Genomic DNA, 15,537 nt, shown 5'->3' with positions numbered 1-15,537 from the left:
TGCTTCCTTGATTGCTGTTGATACAGGATCCAGCGGAACTGCTCGTTTCGCTTCCTCTAAGCCGCCATTGCGCGGCAACTCTCGGCGCAGGCCCTGCAGGCCTTCACGCAGTCTTCCATGCCGCCGATGCGTTCGCAGTCTGCGGCGCATTCGGTGCAGATCTCGGCGCATTCGCGGCAGACGTGTTTGTGATGCGGAGAATTCATCAGCATAAAATGGGCGGAGGTCCGGCAGATCTCTGAGCAGGCCGTCATGAGCCTGAAATGAGCCGGTTCGACGTGCTTTCCGCCGCTCTCCAGGCAATGGTTCATCGCCATGCCGAAACAGGTCTGGTAGCAGCGCAGGCATCGGTCGATGCATTCCTGCATGTGTGCGTCCATCTTCATGGCGGTCCTCCTTCTTGCCGACCGCCGGGATGGCAGCCGCTCTCGCCGGTCATTGTCCGATCGCCGGCCTGATCGTTCCGAGGATGCTCACGCTCAAGAGGACGAGCAGGCCCAGGCCTTGTTCGCTCAGCACGTGAGTCCGCAATTTGCTCCGCCAGACGGCGGACCCGTCCGTGTCTCCCCTTCCGGAGGCTTCCAGGGCCGGCACCAGCCAGAACCGGTTGGCCGCGGCGAGCGCCAGCATCCCCGCGAAGAACGCAAGCTTCGCCATCAGAATCTGCCCATAGGTGCTGTGCAGCAGGCTGGACACCGACCCGACGAGGAGCCAGCTATTGACCAGACCGGTTCCGACGAGTGTCGCCACGGCCGCGTAACCCATGCCCGAGAAGCGCATCAGGACGCCGTCGACGTCGACGGCGCCGGGACCCGTCCTCGTCCCGGCATAACCGAGCAGGATGAAGCCGAGCGGCGCCAGCCCTCCGAGCCACGCGCCGGCGGCAAGGAGGTGGCCCGCGTCGGCGGCCACGTGCACCAGGCCCTGCCATCCTTCCTCGATCTGGGAGTGCCCGGCACCGGCGAGTGAAGCGAGCAGTCCGGCGGCGAGGAAGGATGTCACCAGATCCAGTCCCACCGTGGCGCGCGACGACGACTGCAGGATCGTGACCGCGACGAGCGCCGCGGCGACGATCATGCGCACCGTCCAGACGACGCCGAAGCCGGTGTCTCGGAGGACCGAACCGACGATCTCGGGATCGGCGAGATCCGCCAGCGCGCCGCTCATGTTGGCGACGGAGAAGGCGAACCAGGCGAGGCCGCTGATCAGAGCGAGGAATGCCGACCAGCGCAGAACCTTGCTCCTCCAGCGGACGAGCGTCTCGGGCTCGGCGCCTGCGTAGGCGTAGAGCGGAAAGAACGCCGCCCCTGCCAGCGTGGTCGATGCCACGTAGTGCAGAAAGCGTGCAACGACGAGCCCGAGATCGATCATCAACGCGCTACGCCGAAGGAGTAGCTGCCCTTCACCTTGTGGGTGTCGTCGGACACCGCATGCCATTCGACCTTGTAGTCGCCGGGCGCCAGTTCATCCTTGAGGGGCACGATCATCAGCTTCTTGTTGGTCGGATCGGTGGTCGCCTTGCCGACCGAGATCGCCTTTCCGGACTGATCCTTCAGTTCGATGCCGGAGAACTGCGGGAGAATGCTTTCGTTGAACAGGACGCGGATCTGCTTCGGCGCAGGCGACGCCTTCCCGGCTGCGGGCTCGGCGGACTGGAGCTCCGGATGGGCGTAGGCCACGCCGGTCGTGAGGAATGCTGCGATCAGCGTGACGGCGACGATAGAGGTCTTCTTGAACATCGGTCTTCCTTTTGGTGATGCGGATATCTGTGTGGTTTCAGTGGACGTCCAGAACGAGCATGAGGCCTCCGCCGCCCTTCTCTTCGACGTTGTTGTTGGCCGTGTGGTGGGGGATATGGCAGTGGACCAGCCACTTGCCGGGTTTTCGCGCGGTCCAGACGACGTCGTAGCGCTGCCCCGGCCCGACGTTGACGGTGTCCGCCTGGTATTTGGCGCTGTCGTTCAGCGTCACTCCGTCCACGGCCACGACCTGAAACGGGCCGCCGTGGACGTGCATCGGATGCACGAAGTTGTTGTTTGTGCCGATGAAGCGGATCTTGATGGTCTGGCCGACCTTCATCGGGACGATGTCGGTGGAGGGATACGCCTTGCCGTTGATCGTGAAGTAGTTCGGCAGCGCGCCTTCCATCAGCATGGCGGGATACGTCCGCCATTCCCGTTTCAGCCATTCCTGAAGCTGGATCGTGTAGTCGATGTCGGCCTTGGACTCCGTCGACGGATCCTTCGGCGAGATCAGCAGAGCCCCGTAGAGACCGAGCGCCTGCTGACGGTCCGGATGGTCGTGACTGTGGTAAAAATAGGTGCCGCTCTGGGCGACGTCGAATTCGTAGGTGTAGGAACCGCCCGGCGGGACAGGATCCTGCGTGACCTTCGCCGGCCCGTCCATTTCGTTCGGCACGATGAGACCGTGCCAATGCACCGTCGTGCTTTCCGGCAGAGCGTTGTGGAAGTTGATCCGGACGTGCTCGCCCTCGGTAAGCTGGAGCCGCGGTCCGGGCACCTGGCGGTTGTACGCGTAGGCCTCGACCGCGACGTTCGGCAGGATGTTCCAGCGGATGATCGAAGCCTCGATGTCGAAGACCTTGATGCCGTTCTCGATGCGGGGCTGCAGCACCTGGTCGCCCTTGGCGTCCGGCGGAGCCGTGTACGTCACCTGTCTGGGCTTCACCGCGGCCATGTCCTTCATGGCCTCGCCGGGCAGATCGAACGTGTTGATCATGCCGGGCGGCATGATGGCGCCGTCGACATCGCGGACGCTCAGTCCCAGATTCACCGAAAACCCCGGAACGACCATCCCGGAGACCAGCAGAAATCCCGTGACGCCGGCGAGCGCGGCCAGCTGAGGACGCGTGGCATCGCCGCCCATCGCGTGTCCGCCGCCCTTCTTCATCTGACCGTGGTCCATTCCCGCCATTGCAGGCTTCGCTGCATCGTCCGCGTGGGCTTTCGACGCGTCGCCGGCGCGTACCGTCATCAGGCCGTGCTTGATCTTCTTCTTCACCATCCAGACGTTGAAGGGATATGCGGTGGTGAAGCCGACCATCACGCCGAGGGACATCACGCCCCAGAAGATGAGCTCGAGCGGATCCATCGCGCGCATGTCGCGACCCATCATCAGGAGGCTCATGGCCGGCGCCATGCCGGCCATCATCGCGTTCATGCTGATGAACTCGGGCATGAAGCTCTTACGGACGTTCTCCCAGTAGGTCCCGCCCATCATCTTCTTCATGAAGAGCGACTGGAAGATGAACAGCCCGAACAAGAAGCCGGCAACATACTCGACGATCAGGTCGATCCACATCGGCAGCCCGAGCGATGCCGTGACGACGGCCGCGAGAATGATGCCGGTCGCGTCGCCGGCGACGCAGTGGATGGTGCTTCCGACGCCCTGCTTCCACAGCGGCGACGTGAATTCTTCGTGCTCGCCCGGCCTCGGCTCCTTGTCCGCGAGGACGTAGAGCAACAGCCCGAACGGGCCCATGTAGAGCGTGACCAGGATGAACCCCCATTTCATCACGGTCGGCTCTGGGTTGCCGCTGAACTGGTCGTAGGCGACGTACGCCGTCGACCCGGCCGCGAGGACAAACCATGCGATCAGATAGTAGTCGTAGGGTAGTGCGATCATGGCGTCCTCGCGGGTTGGGGCTTCGGTCGGCTCCGGATCAGTGCTTGCTGATCCAGTCTTCGAGCATCTTCTGCTCGTCGCCCTGATCCTTGATGCCCTTCTCGGCCATCTGACGGATCATCGGGTCCTTGGTCTCCTTCAGAACGGTCTTCGACATGTCGATCGCGCCCTGATGGTGCGCGACCATCATCTTCGCCCAGGCCTTCGTCGGGTCGGGGTCCATGCCCTTCATCATCGCCGCGTCCATCTTCTCCATGGACGCCTTGTATTCCTTGTCGGCTCCCTCGGCCCGCGCGAAGCCGGGCACGGCCAGAGCGAATAGAAGGGCTGCGGCGGAGGCACAATTACGAAGTGTAGTTCGTTCGGTTCTCGTCATGACATTTCTCCATTGTTGAAACGACGCCTGCCGAAACGGCAGCGGAAAATGGTTGTTCCGCGCCGCGATCGATAAACTCCGCCGCTGAATCCGCTTCGTCGGAACGCAGGAATCCGTCGCGCGCGGCGTGTCGCGCGTGCTTGCGGATCGACGGAAGCGAAGGCCGGCCGGCTCTCAATATCTCCAATGATCGGGTGCGGGTTCGACGACGGAACGAGGCGGACGCACCGCGCGTGTCGCGGCGCGTAGCTCCTTGCGGACGCGCGGCACGGCAAGGATTCGCCTAGGCCCGTTCATGACGGCCCTCCGCCGATGCGTTCGAGTCTCTCTGCCCAGAGCGCGCTCGCGGTGGCGAAGACGTTGTAGCCCACCCACGCGTGCCGCTTGATGCGATCGAGTACGGAAAGATCCTGCACGCGAACGAACCGGGATGTCGCGACATCGAAGACGTACAGGCGAAGCGAGGTTGCGCCCATCAGATGCCGGGACACCCGATGCTCGCGATCGGCTCCGTGCTCCTCGCAGATGAACACCGCGTCGCCCGCCAGAAGGTTCTCAGCCCCCTGCAGGGCTTCGATCTCCACGCCCTCCACGTCGAGTTTCACGACGACGGCGCGGGTTATGTCGATCGCGCCTTCGGTCATAAGGGCGTCGAGTGAGACTGTCCGGACCGCTCCTTCCTCACGGGCGCCGATGCTCGCCGTTCCGAACGCCTCGTGACGGGCGCCCGTGATGCGGACGTAACCGCCGGAAGTGCCGCCGACCGCCGCGTGAATGCAGCGGAAGCGATCTCCGTTGAGCCGCGCGTTCAGTTCGAGACGGGCCGCGTTCGCGGAGGATGCCTCGATGGCCAGCGCATGATGAGATCCGAAAGGTGCGCTGGATGCGATCACGGACCAGTAGCCGAAGTTGGCTCCGCAATCGACGAAGACGTAGTCGATGTCGGACGCGCCTTTTAGGAACGCCTCGATCTCTTCTTCGTAGTCGTACCGACGGTTGAGAAGCCTACTCCAATATCCGTCCGCGAAAGGTACGGAGAACAAAGCGTCGGAATTCAGCCGGACGACGATGTCGCGGGCGGCGAACGCGGACGCGACGATCCTGCAGCCCAGCCGGTATCCGCGGTGACCGAAAGGCTGCGTGACGGCGGATCCCGCCTGCAGGGCAAGCACGGCGAGCTTCTGGGCCAAGCGGGCACCGCTCAGCCTTCCGTTGCCGCGATCGTACGCGAGCGACGATCCCATCGGGGCGGTTGCTTCCTGGCCTAGAGCTGCTTCCATGCGGTCTCCCTTGCGCGGCTATGACGACCGGCCCCCTGCCGCCGGCCGTCGGCCGGAGGCGGAGGGCATCAGTCGGGCTACTTGCTCTTCTGGATCTTGGTGATGGCGATGCCGTCGCTGCCGCGCTCGGCCGTGAACTGCACCTTGTCGCCAGCCTTGACCTGCTTGAGCATGGCCGGGTCCTGGACCCTGAAGACCATCGTCATGCCGTCCTCGTCCATGCCGAGGTTCTTGATCGCTCCGTGCTTGAGCGTAATCTTCTTTGCGGTCTCGTCGACCTTCTTCACTTCGCCTTTGACCATCGCGTCCTGCGCGAAGACGGCGGTCGAAGCGAGCAGCGAGACCGCGAGGATGGATGCTGCGAGTTTGTTGTTGGTCATTTTCTTTCCTTTCGGGGGTTGGACTACTTGACGACGACGGTGCCGATCATGCCCGCTTCGCGGTGACCGGGTATCAGGCAGGAGTATTCAAACTCCTCTGCCTTGGTGAACTTCCAGACGAGATCGCCGCTCTTTCCGGAAGCCAGTTTCTTGGCGTTGGGATCGTCGTGCTCCATGTCGGGATTCTTTTTCATAGACTCAGCGTGCTTCAGGTTCTCCGCGGTGGTAGCGAGGACGAATTCGTGATCGAGCGCACCGCTATTGCGCAGCGTGAACCTGATCTGCTCATCCTTCCGGATCTCCACCTTGCCGGGAGTGAACAGCATCTTGCCGTTCGCCTCCGTCATGGTGACCTGCACGATCCTGCCCGGCTTCTTCGCGTCGCCGGGCTCTCCGGTCGAGAAGGCGTCGTCGTGCGCATGACCGCCGTGCCCGCCCTCGGCGAGGACCGGCACGGCATGCAGCAGGACGGCCAGCGCGACGGCTCCTGTCGTTAGAACTAATTTCATCGGTTTCACCTGTTTCGGTTTGATCGGCATGGTCGAGGCCTCTACATCCCCTTCATTCCTTTCATCCCCTTCATGTTTATGCCCTTCATCTCCTGCGGGGCCGCGGGCTTCGCTTTCGTCTTGTCGTTGACCTGGCGCGGCGCGGTGCTTTGCGGCGCCTCGACTTCGTATGCGACCGTGCCTTTCGGAAAGTCGTAAGGGCCGGGATCCTTGTAGTCGTCGCGGGCGAGTCCCTCGCGGATCTTCATCACGGTGAACATGCCGCCCATCTCGATCGGGCCGAACTGCCCGGAGCCCGTCATCATCGGCAACGTGTTGTCGGGCATCGGCATCTCCATCTCGCCCATGGCACCGCCGGTCGTTCCCATCACCATCGCGTCGGGAGCGAGCTTGCCCAGGACCTTCGCCAGATCCTTCTTGTTGACCCCGATCAGATTGCGGACGTCGTGGCCCATGGAATTCATGGTGTGATGCGACTTGTGACAGTGGAACGCCCAGTCGCCGGGATTGTCGGCGGTGAAGTCGAACGCGCGGATCGCGCCCACGGGAATGTCGGACGTGACTTCAGGCCACTGCGCGCTCTCGGGCACCCAGCCGCCGTCCGTACAACTGACGGCAAAATTGTGTCCATGGAGATGGATCGGATGGTTGGTCATCGTCAGGTTGCCCATGCGGACCCGGACGCGGTCGCCCAAGCGCACAGCCAACGGATCAATGCCGGGAAACACACGGCTATTCCAGGCCCACATGTTGAAGTTGGTCATCTCGGTGACCTTCGGCAGATAGGTGCCGGGATCGATGTCATAGCTGCTCATGATGAAGACGAAGTCGCGGTCGACGGGCCGGAACGATTTGTCGCGCGGATGCACGACGATCATCCCCATCATTCCCATCGCCATCTGAACCATCTCGTCCGAATGCGGGTGGTACATGAACGTGCCGCTGTGCTTCATCTCGAATTCGTAGACGAACGTCTTGCCCGGCGGGATGTGCGGCTGGCTCAGGCCGCCCACGCCGTCCATCCCGGCCGGCAGGATGACCCCGTGCCAATGGACCGTCGTGTGCTCGGGCAGCTTGTTGGTGACGAAAATCCGGACCTTGTCGCCTTCCACGGTCTCGATGGTGGGACCCGGCGACTGACCGTTGTAGCCCCACAGATGCGCCTTCATGCCCTCGGCGAATTCGCGTTCGACCGGCTCGGCGACGAGATGGAATTCCTTCCAGTCGCCGTTCATCCGCCACGGCAAGGTCCAACCATTCAGCGTGACCACGGGATTGTAATCGGGCCCGCTGGTCGGATGCAGCGGCGGCTGCATCGTGACCTTCTCCATCGTCGGGGCTTCGGGAATGCTCGCCGCCTGCGCGCGACCAGTGATCGCGGCCGCGCCTGCGAGCGCCGTGGCTGTGCCGAGGAAGTTTCTGCGGGACAACATGGGATTCTCCATCGTCAATGCCCTCCGCCGCCGGACGCTTGCGCGGTCGTCGACGATCTGTTTTCGGGTTGGGATTCGCCGCGACCGCCGCCGTTGACCGCGGTCTGAAGTTCGGATTGCGCGAGCCAAAAGTCGCGCTTGGCCTCGATGGCCGCGCGCAACGCCGCTATGCGCTGTCTTGCCTCTGTCAGCAGCGCGAACACGTCGACCTGCATGCTGCCGAAGCGCAACTGCATCTCGTCCGAGATGATCTTGCGCAGCGGCAGCACCTCGCGCTGGTAGTGTCCGGCGATGTCGTAGGTCGACCGGTAGACCCGGAAAGCGTTGCGCGCTTCGGAGCGGACGTTGACCGCCTTCTCGGTCAGAAGGTTGAACGACTGGTTGTAAGTCTCGGCGGCCTGGCGGACGCGCACCTCGCCGCCGTCGTAGATCGGGATCTGGAACTGGACGTCGAAACCCCGCTCGCGGAACGGCGGCCCCTCCGGGTCGCGGGTCTTGCGGTCGATGCCGGCCACGTCGATCATCGTCACGAAACGGCTGGCCTGGGTGAGGTCGAGTGACTTCGCGAGGGCGCCCAATTCGATCCGGGCGATCTGGAGATCGATGCGATGCGTGACGGCATCGACTTCGATGCCGGGCAGCGAAAGCGGCCGCCGCGGCAAGACCGGCAGGCGCTGCGGCAGCTTGATGGCGACATCGCCGTCCCACAGCCCGAGCAGCCGTATGAGCCGCTCGCGCGAGCTCGTCGCCTCCTGTCGGATGGTCGCCAGATCGGCCGTCGTTTCCGCATAGAACACCTGTTCGCGGGCCTGGTCGAGCTTGTTGAGCGACCCGGTCTCGCCGAGTTTCCCCGCAAGCTGGGCGGTGGATTCGGCCGTCGACTTGGCGTCGGTCAGAAGGCCAACCAGTTCGTTGGCGGCCACCGCCCGGTAGTAGGCGCGACGGACGTCGGCGGCGAGCCGCAGAGTCTCTTCGGCAGCGCGCAGTTGCGCCTTCTGGAAGCGCTGGCGGGCGATCTCCGAACGAAACGGCAGCGTTGCGAGAGCGAGGATGTCTCCCACGATCTGGCGCTCGATCTCGACCGCTCCGCTTCCGGAGATGCGGGATATGGAGAACGTCGGGTTGGGCGGCAGAGTGTCCGCGACGAGGTCGGTCTCGGCGAGCGCCAATTCGTTGTATGCGGCCTGGAGCCCGCGGTTGCTGAGCAGCGCGACCTGCACCGCGCTGTCCACCGTCAGCGAGCGCCGAAGCAGGCTCTTGACCGCACCGTCGGCGCGCAGCGCGTCGTCCTGCGTCTTGATCGAGATGACGTCCTTCTTGATCGTCTCGCCGGCGACGCCTGCGACGACGCCCATGCCGGCATCAGGTGAGAAGGTAGCGCATCCGGAGAGGAAGAGCGACGAAAGCAGGACTGCGGCCGCTGCGGGCCTGGAGCCGCGACGGGCGGGCGAACGGCGGCGGATATGATGCGTGTCGGACATGTCCGCTCCTACTGGCCTGATTTCGGCGCGGGAGCGGCACGGTCGTTCTGCTCCCTCCACGACGACGGCGCGACAGGACGAAGGCCGGTGTAGGGAGCGACGGTCGAACGATAGCCGACGCCCGCGACTCTCGCCGATGGATCTGCCGGATCGGCTCCGGCCAAGGGCACTGTCGTCGGCAGGCAGCCCCCCAGAGCGAGGGCCGCAGCGGCCAAACCAGCGATTGTCCTAAACCTGATGGAATATAGATTCTCAACCACCGAATGAACGGCGGCGAGTCTCGCCCCAAACTGCGCAGACATTGTGCTTCCCTGAAATGACGATGGACCATAGGCGTCCACGCCCTCTCAGGCGCAGCACCCCGTCGACTAGGTCAGGTCAGGAAATGGGGGGACGATAAAGCCTATGGGGAGCGTTATCGGTAACCTTGCGGTACCCCTCGAACTGGCAAATGGCCGTCGGGACCGAAGGTGTCGCGATATCGATCAGCGTCGCCGGAAGCGCGGAGACGCACATGAGCCCGCAGCACTGTCCGTCGGGCGAGTGGGGAGCGTTTTCGGGGACCTGCTTGCCGTTCGACCCTATTTTCGTCGGAATGTGGTCGCCATCTACATCGACTACATGATGGGCTGCGGCGTGTTCGTGAACGTGGCCGTCGGAATGAACGTGCCGTGCCGGCGCATCGCTGTGCACTCGCATCATGCCGGACATATGGCCATCGTGGGTCAGGCATGGAGCGACGGAATGCTCGCCGGGCAGGGCGTATGAGATCGTCGGCGCCAGCACGCACAGAAGATAGACCAGGGCGACGAACCACCCTGCCTTCGTCCGTTTGGTCCTGGTGAGCCTAACGAGCATTTAGAATCGGTTGCTTTCGATTTCTCGGCGAGTCCATACTCGCACCATAGCCGTCGATAATAATTCCGCAAAGCTGGAACTCGAACCCAGCGTCATCGTTCCGCTCGTCCGACCACAGCCATCAGTTCGGCGATCTTCTGGCGCTGATCGGCCTTGTCGCCGCTCGCGATGGCATGTTCCACGCAATGCGAGACATGGTCTTTAAGTACCTCTTCTTCAACGCGTCGCAACGCGGCTCGGACAGCCGAGATCTGCGTCACGACGTCGATGCAATAGCGATCCTCTTCGACCATCTTCGACAGCCCACGGACCTGTCCCTCGATCCGGCCGAGGCGTTTTTTCACGGAAACCTTGATGTCATCCTGCATGAGGCCCATATACCCCTACAAGGTATGGGTTTCAAGTCGTGAGGGAGATTTAGATGACCGGGACGCAGAAAGCAAATTCGCACGGGGGTTGTGGGTGTTCATCGAAGGCTCCGGCGACGCCTGAAGAGTCGGTTTCGGCAGCGTCTTGCTGCGGAGGTTCCGCCAATGGCAAATCCCACGGCCATGAGGATCATGGCCACGACCAAGTCCCTGAAGCCGGGCGCAAGACGATAGACCCCGTCTGCGGCATGACCGTCGATCCCACGTCGAGCGAACACCGGTTCGAGCACAGCGGCGAAACTTATCACTTCTGTTCCGCTGGCTGCCGAACGAAGTTCGCGGCTGCTCCGGAGAGCTTCTTATCTAAGGCCAAGACGGCCGGAGGCGGGTGTTGCGGCTCTGACTCAACACACCAAGCGCACGATCACCAAAAGACCGTTGGCATCGGAAAGACGGTCGATCCCGTCTGCGGCATGGCCGTCGATCCGGAGACCAGCGAACACAAGCTCCAACATGACGGCGAGACATATCACTTCTGCTCCGTGGGCTGCCGTACCAAGTTTGCCGCCGATCCGGAGCGGTACCTGAACAAATCCCAGATCGATGCGAAGCATCCCCCCATCGCGGAAGGGACGATCTACACCTGCCCGATGCATCCGCAGATCCGCCAGGTGGGCCCCGGAAGCTGCCCGATATGCGGAATGGCGCTTGAGCCTGAACTGGTCAGCCTCGACGACAAGCCGAATCCCGAACTGGCTGACATGACGCGGCGATTCTGGATCGGCCTCGCGCTGGCCTTGCCCGCCGTGGTCCTGGAGATGGGCGGCCATCTCATGGCAGGCCACGGTTGGGTCGATCCGACGCTGTCGAACTGGATCCAACTCGCGTTCGCCACGCCGGTCGTGCTGTGGGCTGGGTGGCCATTCTTTGTGCGCGGTTGGCAGTCGCTCGTCACACGAAATCTCAACATGTTCACGCTGGTCGCGATGGGGACGGGCGTCGCCTATGCCTACAGTCTGGTCGCCACCGTCGCGCCCGGCGTCTTCCCACCCGCTTTCCGCATGCACGGCGGCGCGGTCGCGGTCTATTTCGAGGCGGCGGCGGTCATCACCGTCCTGGTGCTGCTCGGCCAGGTTCTCGAACTTCGGGCCCGCGAGGCGACGTCCGGTGCCATCAAAGCCCTGCTCGAACTTGCGCCTAAGACGGCTCGCCGCATCGGAGATGACGGCGCAGACCATGAGGTCCAGATCGACAGTCTCGCCGTAGGCGACAAATTGCGGGTCCGGCCCGGAGAAAAAGTCCCGGTGGATGGCTTCATTCTTGAAGGCCGCTCATCACTCGACGAATCCCTTGTGACTGGCGAATCCATGCCCGTCACCAAGGAGGCAGGCGCTAAGGTGATCGCGGGCACGCTCAACCAGTCTGGCGGCTTCGTGATGCGCGCCGACAAAGTCGGACGCGACACCCTGCTTTCGCAGATCGTCAAGATGGTGGCGGATGCCCAGCGCTCGCGCGCGCCGATCCAGCGTTTGGCCGATCAGGTTTCCGGCTGGTTCGTGCCCGTCGTGATCATCGCGGCGCTGATCGCTTTTGGCGCCTGGGCGTGGTTTGGGCCGGATCCCCGGATGGCGTTCGGCCTGGTGGCAGCCGTAAGCGTGCTGATCATCGCCTGTCCTTGCGCGCTGGGCCTCGCCACTCCGATGTCGATCATGGTCGGCGTCGGGCGTGGAGCGCAGGCTGGCGTGCTGATCAAGAACGCCGAGGCGCTGGAGCGTATGGAAAAGATCGACACACTGGTGGTCGACAAGACGGGAACGCTGACTGAGGGCAAGCCGAAGGTTATCGCAATCGTTGCCGCTCCCGGATTTGCAGAGGCCGATATCCTGCGGCTGGCGGCCAGCGTAGAACGCGCCAGCGAGCATCCGCTCGCCGATGCGATCGTGCGAAGCGCGAAAGAGCGCAATTTGGAACTGGGAAAGGTCCAAGGGTTCGATTCGCCAACCGGCAAAGGCGCGACCGGCAAGGTCGACGGTAAGACTGTTCTGCTCGGCAACTCGAACTTCCTGACCTCGCTCGGCATCGAAACCCAACCGCTGAACGAGCAAGGCGAACGCATGCGCGGCAATGGCGCTACCGTCATCAACATCGCAGTCGACGGCGAGTTGGCAGGGCTGTTTGCCATCGCCGATCCCGTCAAGGCGTCGACGGCGGATGCGCTGAAGGCTCTGGCAGCCGAAGGCATCAAAGTCATCATGCTGACTGGCGACAATCGGACCACGGCGAATGCGATCGCAAGACAACTCGGTATCAACGACGTCGAGGCAGAGGTCCTTCCGGATCAAAAGAGCGCCGTTGTCTCCAAGCTGCAAAAGGCAGGGCGTATCGTCGCCATGGCGGGCGACGGCGTCAACGACGCCCCTGCGCTGGCCGCCGCTGAGGTAGGCATCGCCATGGGCACGGGAACGGACGTCGCCATGGAGAGTGCCGGCATTACTCTTCTCGGAGGGGACCTGGGCGGCATCGTTCGCGCTCGCCGGCTTTCGCAGGCCACCATGAGTAACATCCGTCAGAATCTCTTCTTCGCATTCCTCTACAACGCCGCCGGCATCCCGATCGCCGCAGGCGTTCTCTATCCAACCTTTGGCATCCTGCTGTCGCCCATCATCGCCGCCGCCGCCATGGCGCTATCCTCCGTCAGCGTGGTTGGCAACGCCCTGCGACTGCGCTTTACGCCATTGTAACAAGCCCAACGAAGCCGCAGAGATCCCCGCGACAGAAAAAGATGAAGGACCGTCATGGCCAATTTCACACCGATATCAGCCGCAATCGGCGGCGGGCTGATCGGGCTATCCGCTGTGATGTTGATGCTGTCGATCGGCCGGATTGCCGGCATCAGCGGAATATTCGGCGGGCTGCTTGATTTCAGCGGCGAAGAAAAAGGCTGGCGCGTAGCATTTATCGTAGGGCTCATTCTGGCGCCTTTGATTGCCGGCCTGATAGGCCATGAAATGCCGTCGCCACAAATGCCGGCGAGTTGGGCCATCATCATCGCGGCTGGCCTTCTGGTCGGCTTCGGAACAAGACTCGGGGGCGGTTGCACCTCCGGCCACGGCATCTGCGGAGTGGCGCGGCTATCCGTTCGCTCCGTCGCATCAACCGCCATCTTCATGGTGGCTGCAATCGCAACCGTCGCGATCACCCGCCACGTGTTCGGGATTTGAGTCATGCTGATGATCGCTTCCTTGGTTTGCGGGTTGGTGTTCGGCGCCGGCCTGCTGATTTCCGGAATGGTCCAGACAACCAAGGTTCTCGGCTTCCTCGATATCTTCGGGGACTGGGACCCCAGCCTCGCCGTGGTCATGGGCGCCGCATTGGCCGTTTCGGCTCCAGGCTTCTTGTTGGTACGGCGCCGGGCGCAACCGCTCTTTGCCGCTCAAAACTTCTGGCCGACGAAGATGAGTATCGATCGCCCGTTGGTGGTCGGGGCGGCATTGTTCGGAATTGGCTGGGGCCTCGTTGGGTTATGCCCCGGCCCAGCTTTGGAAAACCTGGCAACCCTGTCGCCGGCCGTCATCGTGTTCGCCCTCGCTATGGCTGCGGGGATGGTCGTGCACCGTCTCTGGCAAGCGACCTCGTCAAAGATGATAAATGAAGCGACCCTTCGGACCGCTGCAGACGGATAATTTTGGTATCACCTCATCAACGCGGAATATGCGCATGGTCCCCTCGCGGGACATGCAGTATCGTTGCTGTGCTGACTATCGCGGCGGCCGAGTATCTGATGGCGCCCCAAATCCTGAATAACTGATGACTTTTTCAAGTCGGGGCGGCACCCGATACACTCAGCGCTAAGGCTTTCGCCTCGCTACGCTGCCCGCCGATGCTTCGCTCGATGGCAGGTCGTTAAGCTGAGAAACCATCAAAGGTTTTCCGCCAACTCAGTGAGTGGGGCGGCGCTGCCCGTCGTTGGCTGCTTCGCGGTGATTTCGCAGCGCTTTTGGAAGGCCGAAACTCAGAAGCAGACCTAAAAGGGTCAACACGGCCGCAAGCAAAAACGAGGCACCGGGCAGAGACGCAACATTAAATAGAAGGCCCCCGGCGGCCGAACCGGCTGCAGCACCGAGGCTCGCTGCAGCCGTTTGCATGCCAAGCTGTGCACCCCTTGCCTTGCCGCCGTTGCTAGATATCCAATATGTCAGAATCGGAGAGAGAATGCCGGCGCTCGACGCGACCGCGGCCACAACCGCAAGCATCAGAGTGAAGTCGGAAGCACGTGGGACAAGGAATAGTCCAACAGCCAAAATGGCAAGAGCGGGTGCAATAAACCAACGCGTCGTGGTGGGCTCGATCCACGGCGCGAACACGATCGCTTGCACGACGAACATCACCAAACTGCACTCTGTGAACATCATGGCGATTTGATATTGCGTCAGTCCGAGTTCCTGCTTTCCGCGAAGCGCCAATCCGACCTCGAACACGCCCACTCCCACTGAGACGAGGAAAGCCAGCATAAGAAGCCTCGCAACGAGCCATGTACGGCCCCTCGCTCTTTCGCCCTCGCGTCCGATCGTGTCCTCAGTATTTTCCTGAGCGGGAACGGTTACAGCCGCTGCGGCCGCCGCCAAGAGCGCCAAGACCGCCGTCCCCGCCAACGGGATGGCCAGTATCCCGATTGCGCCCCCGACGGGAAACAAGCTGGCGGCGCCTCTGGCACTTGCTACGCTCAGCATGGGTCCAAGCAGAAAGCCAATTATTCCCGCCAAACTGATGAAGGTTAGGCGCCGCGCTCTGATCTCTTCCGTACTCGCTAGATCTCCGATCGCAGCCAGCGCTACCGGCGTGACCGCGGCAGCAAACATTCCGCTCAAAAAGCGTTCGGCATACACCGCTGCCAGATTTTCGATGAACGCAAATATCCCCATCGTCATGCTGAATCCCAATAGTCCGATCAAGAGGACGACACGACGTCCATACCTGTCGGACAAATGTCCCCACGCCGGGGCAAAAAGAAACAGTGAGAGCGTGTAGAGCCCGGTAAGCAAACCAGTCGCGCGCGAGACATGGGTCGCATCGGTCCCTGCACCGAGGAGCCGCTCGATTAGATAAGGAAGAAGTGGCAACGTGACGCCGTAACCGATCGACACGGTGAACACGGACAGCATCAATGCGGCCATGGTGCTCGTCGGCACGCCCGACACGGCACGCAT

The 15,537-nt window shown here is 62.6% G+C and carries 17 protein-coding genes; 4 read left to right on the top strand and 13 right to left on the bottom strand.

Going from position 1 to position 15,537, the window contains the following annotated elements; all coding sequences use genetic code 11:
- Positions 1-56 precede the first annotated feature (56 nt).
- From FIU28_RS05120 to FIU28_RS26800, 11 genes are all read right to left on the bottom strand, one after another.
- A complete protein-coding gene (locus FIU28_RS05120) occupies positions 57-386 on the bottom strand; it encodes a four-helix bundle copper-binding protein (protein WP_168202865.1) in 330 nt (109 codons plus the stop codon).
- A 49-nt stretch (positions 387-435) separates the two neighbouring features.
- A complete protein-coding gene (copD, locus tag FIU28_RS05115) occupies positions 436-1,371 on the bottom strand; it encodes a copper homeostasis membrane protein CopD (RefSeq protein WP_143576042.1) in 936 nt (311 codons plus the stop codon).
- A complete protein-coding gene (copC, locus tag FIU28_RS05110) occupies positions 1,371-1,739 on the bottom strand; it encodes a copper homeostasis periplasmic binding protein CopC (RefSeq protein ID WP_143571952.1) in 369 nt (122 codons plus the stop codon). Before copC ends, copD begins: the two co-directional genes overlap by 1 nt.
- 37 nt (positions 1,740-1,776) lie before the next feature.
- Entirely contained in the window at positions 1,777-3,645 is a 1,869-nt protein-coding gene (locus FIU28_RS05105; RefSeq protein ID WP_143571951.1) for a DUF4396 domain-containing protein, read from the bottom strand.
- A gap of 37 nt (positions 3,646-3,682) precedes the next feature.
- Entirely contained in the window at positions 3,683-4,021 is a 339-nt protein-coding gene (locus tag FIU28_RS05100) for a DUF305 domain-containing protein (protein WP_143571950.1), read from the bottom strand.
- Positions 4,022-4,314: 293 nt separating this feature from the next.
- A complete protein-coding gene (locus FIU28_RS05095; RefSeq protein ID WP_143571949.1) occupies positions 4,315-5,301 on the bottom strand; it encodes an FkbM family methyltransferase in 987 nt (328 codons plus the stop codon).
- 77 nt (positions 5,302-5,378) lie between these two features.
- Complete coding sequence (locus FIU28_RS05090) at positions 5,379-5,681, bottom strand: copper-binding protein (RefSeq protein WP_143571948.1); 303 nt, start codon at positions 5,679-5,681, stop codon at positions 5,379-5,381.
- A gap of 23 nt (positions 5,682-5,704) precedes the next feature.
- Positions 5,705-6,220, bottom strand: coding sequence for a cupredoxin domain-containing protein (locus FIU28_RS05085; protein ID WP_246660873.1), 516 nt, complete (start codon positions 6,218-6,220; stop codon positions 5,705-5,707).
- Positions 6,221-6,231: 11 nt separating this feature from the next.
- Entirely contained in the window at positions 6,232-7,623 is a 1,392-nt protein-coding gene (locus tag FIU28_RS05080) for a multicopper oxidase family protein (protein WP_143571947.1), read from the bottom strand.
- A 14-nt stretch (positions 7,624-7,637) separates the two neighbouring features.
- Complete coding sequence (locus FIU28_RS05075; RefSeq protein ID WP_143571946.1) at positions 7,638-9,104, bottom strand: TolC family protein; 1,467 nt, start codon at positions 9,102-9,104, stop codon at positions 7,638-7,640.
- Positions 9,105-9,112: 8 nt separating this feature from the next.
- Positions 9,113-9,406, bottom strand: a complete 294-nt coding sequence (locus tag FIU28_RS26800) for a hypothetical protein (RefSeq protein WP_143571945.1) — start codon at positions 9,404-9,406, stop codon at positions 9,113-9,115.
- A gap of 295 nt (positions 9,407-9,701) precedes the next feature.
- On the opposite strand from FIU28_RS26800, the gene FIU28_RS26285 reads away from it, so the two are divergent.
- Positions 9,702-9,872: a hypothetical protein gene (locus FIU28_RS26285; RefSeq protein WP_168202864.1), complete on the top strand. Its 171-nt coding sequence runs from the start codon at positions 9,702-9,704 to the stop codon at positions 9,870-9,872.
- 182 nt (positions 9,873-10,054) lie between these two features.
- Here the strand turns inward: FIU28_RS26285 and FIU28_RS05060 are convergent, their stop codons facing one another.
- Positions 10,055-10,330: a metal-sensitive transcriptional regulator gene (locus FIU28_RS05060; RefSeq protein ID WP_143571943.1), complete on the bottom strand. Its 276-nt coding sequence runs from the start codon at positions 10,328-10,330 to the stop codon at positions 10,055-10,057.
- Between the two features lie 53 nt (positions 10,331-10,383).
- On the opposite strand from FIU28_RS05060, the gene FIU28_RS05055 reads away from it, so the two are divergent.
- Genes FIU28_RS05055 through FIU28_RS05045 form a run of 3 tightly spaced genes read left to right on the top strand, consistent with a single transcriptional unit; the run spans position 10,384 to position 14,013 of the window.
- On the top strand, positions 10,384-13,071 hold the full coding sequence (locus FIU28_RS05055) for a heavy metal translocating P-type ATPase (protein WP_143571942.1): 2,688 nt from the start codon (positions 10,384-10,386) through the stop codon (positions 13,069-13,071).
- A 54-nt stretch (positions 13,072-13,125) separates the two neighbouring features.
- Complete coding sequence (locus FIU28_RS05050) at positions 13,126-13,551, top strand: YeeE/YedE family protein (RefSeq protein WP_143571941.1); 426 nt, start codon at positions 13,126-13,128, stop codon at positions 13,549-13,551.
- A gap of 3 nt (positions 13,552-13,554) precedes the next feature.
- Positions 13,555-14,013, top strand: coding sequence for a DUF6691 family protein (locus FIU28_RS05045; RefSeq protein WP_143571940.1), 459 nt, complete (start codon positions 13,555-13,557; stop codon positions 14,011-14,013).
- Positions 14,014-14,268: 255 nt separating this feature from the next.
- Here the strand turns inward: FIU28_RS05045 and FIU28_RS05040 are convergent, their stop codons facing one another.
- The gene (locus FIU28_RS05040; protein ID WP_246660970.1) at positions 14,269-15,537 is read right to left on the bottom strand and encodes an MFS transporter; all 1,269 of its coding nucleotides are present in this window, start codon (positions 15,535-15,537) and stop codon (positions 14,269-14,271) included.

It is taken from the genome of Tardiphaga sp. vice154 (genome assembly GCF_007018645.1).
GTDB lineage: Bacteria > Pseudomonadota > Alphaproteobacteria > Rhizobiales > Xanthobacteraceae > Tardiphaga.
Note: the sequence above shows the minus strand (reverse complement) of the source record. Positions and strands in the feature narration are given on the sequence as shown.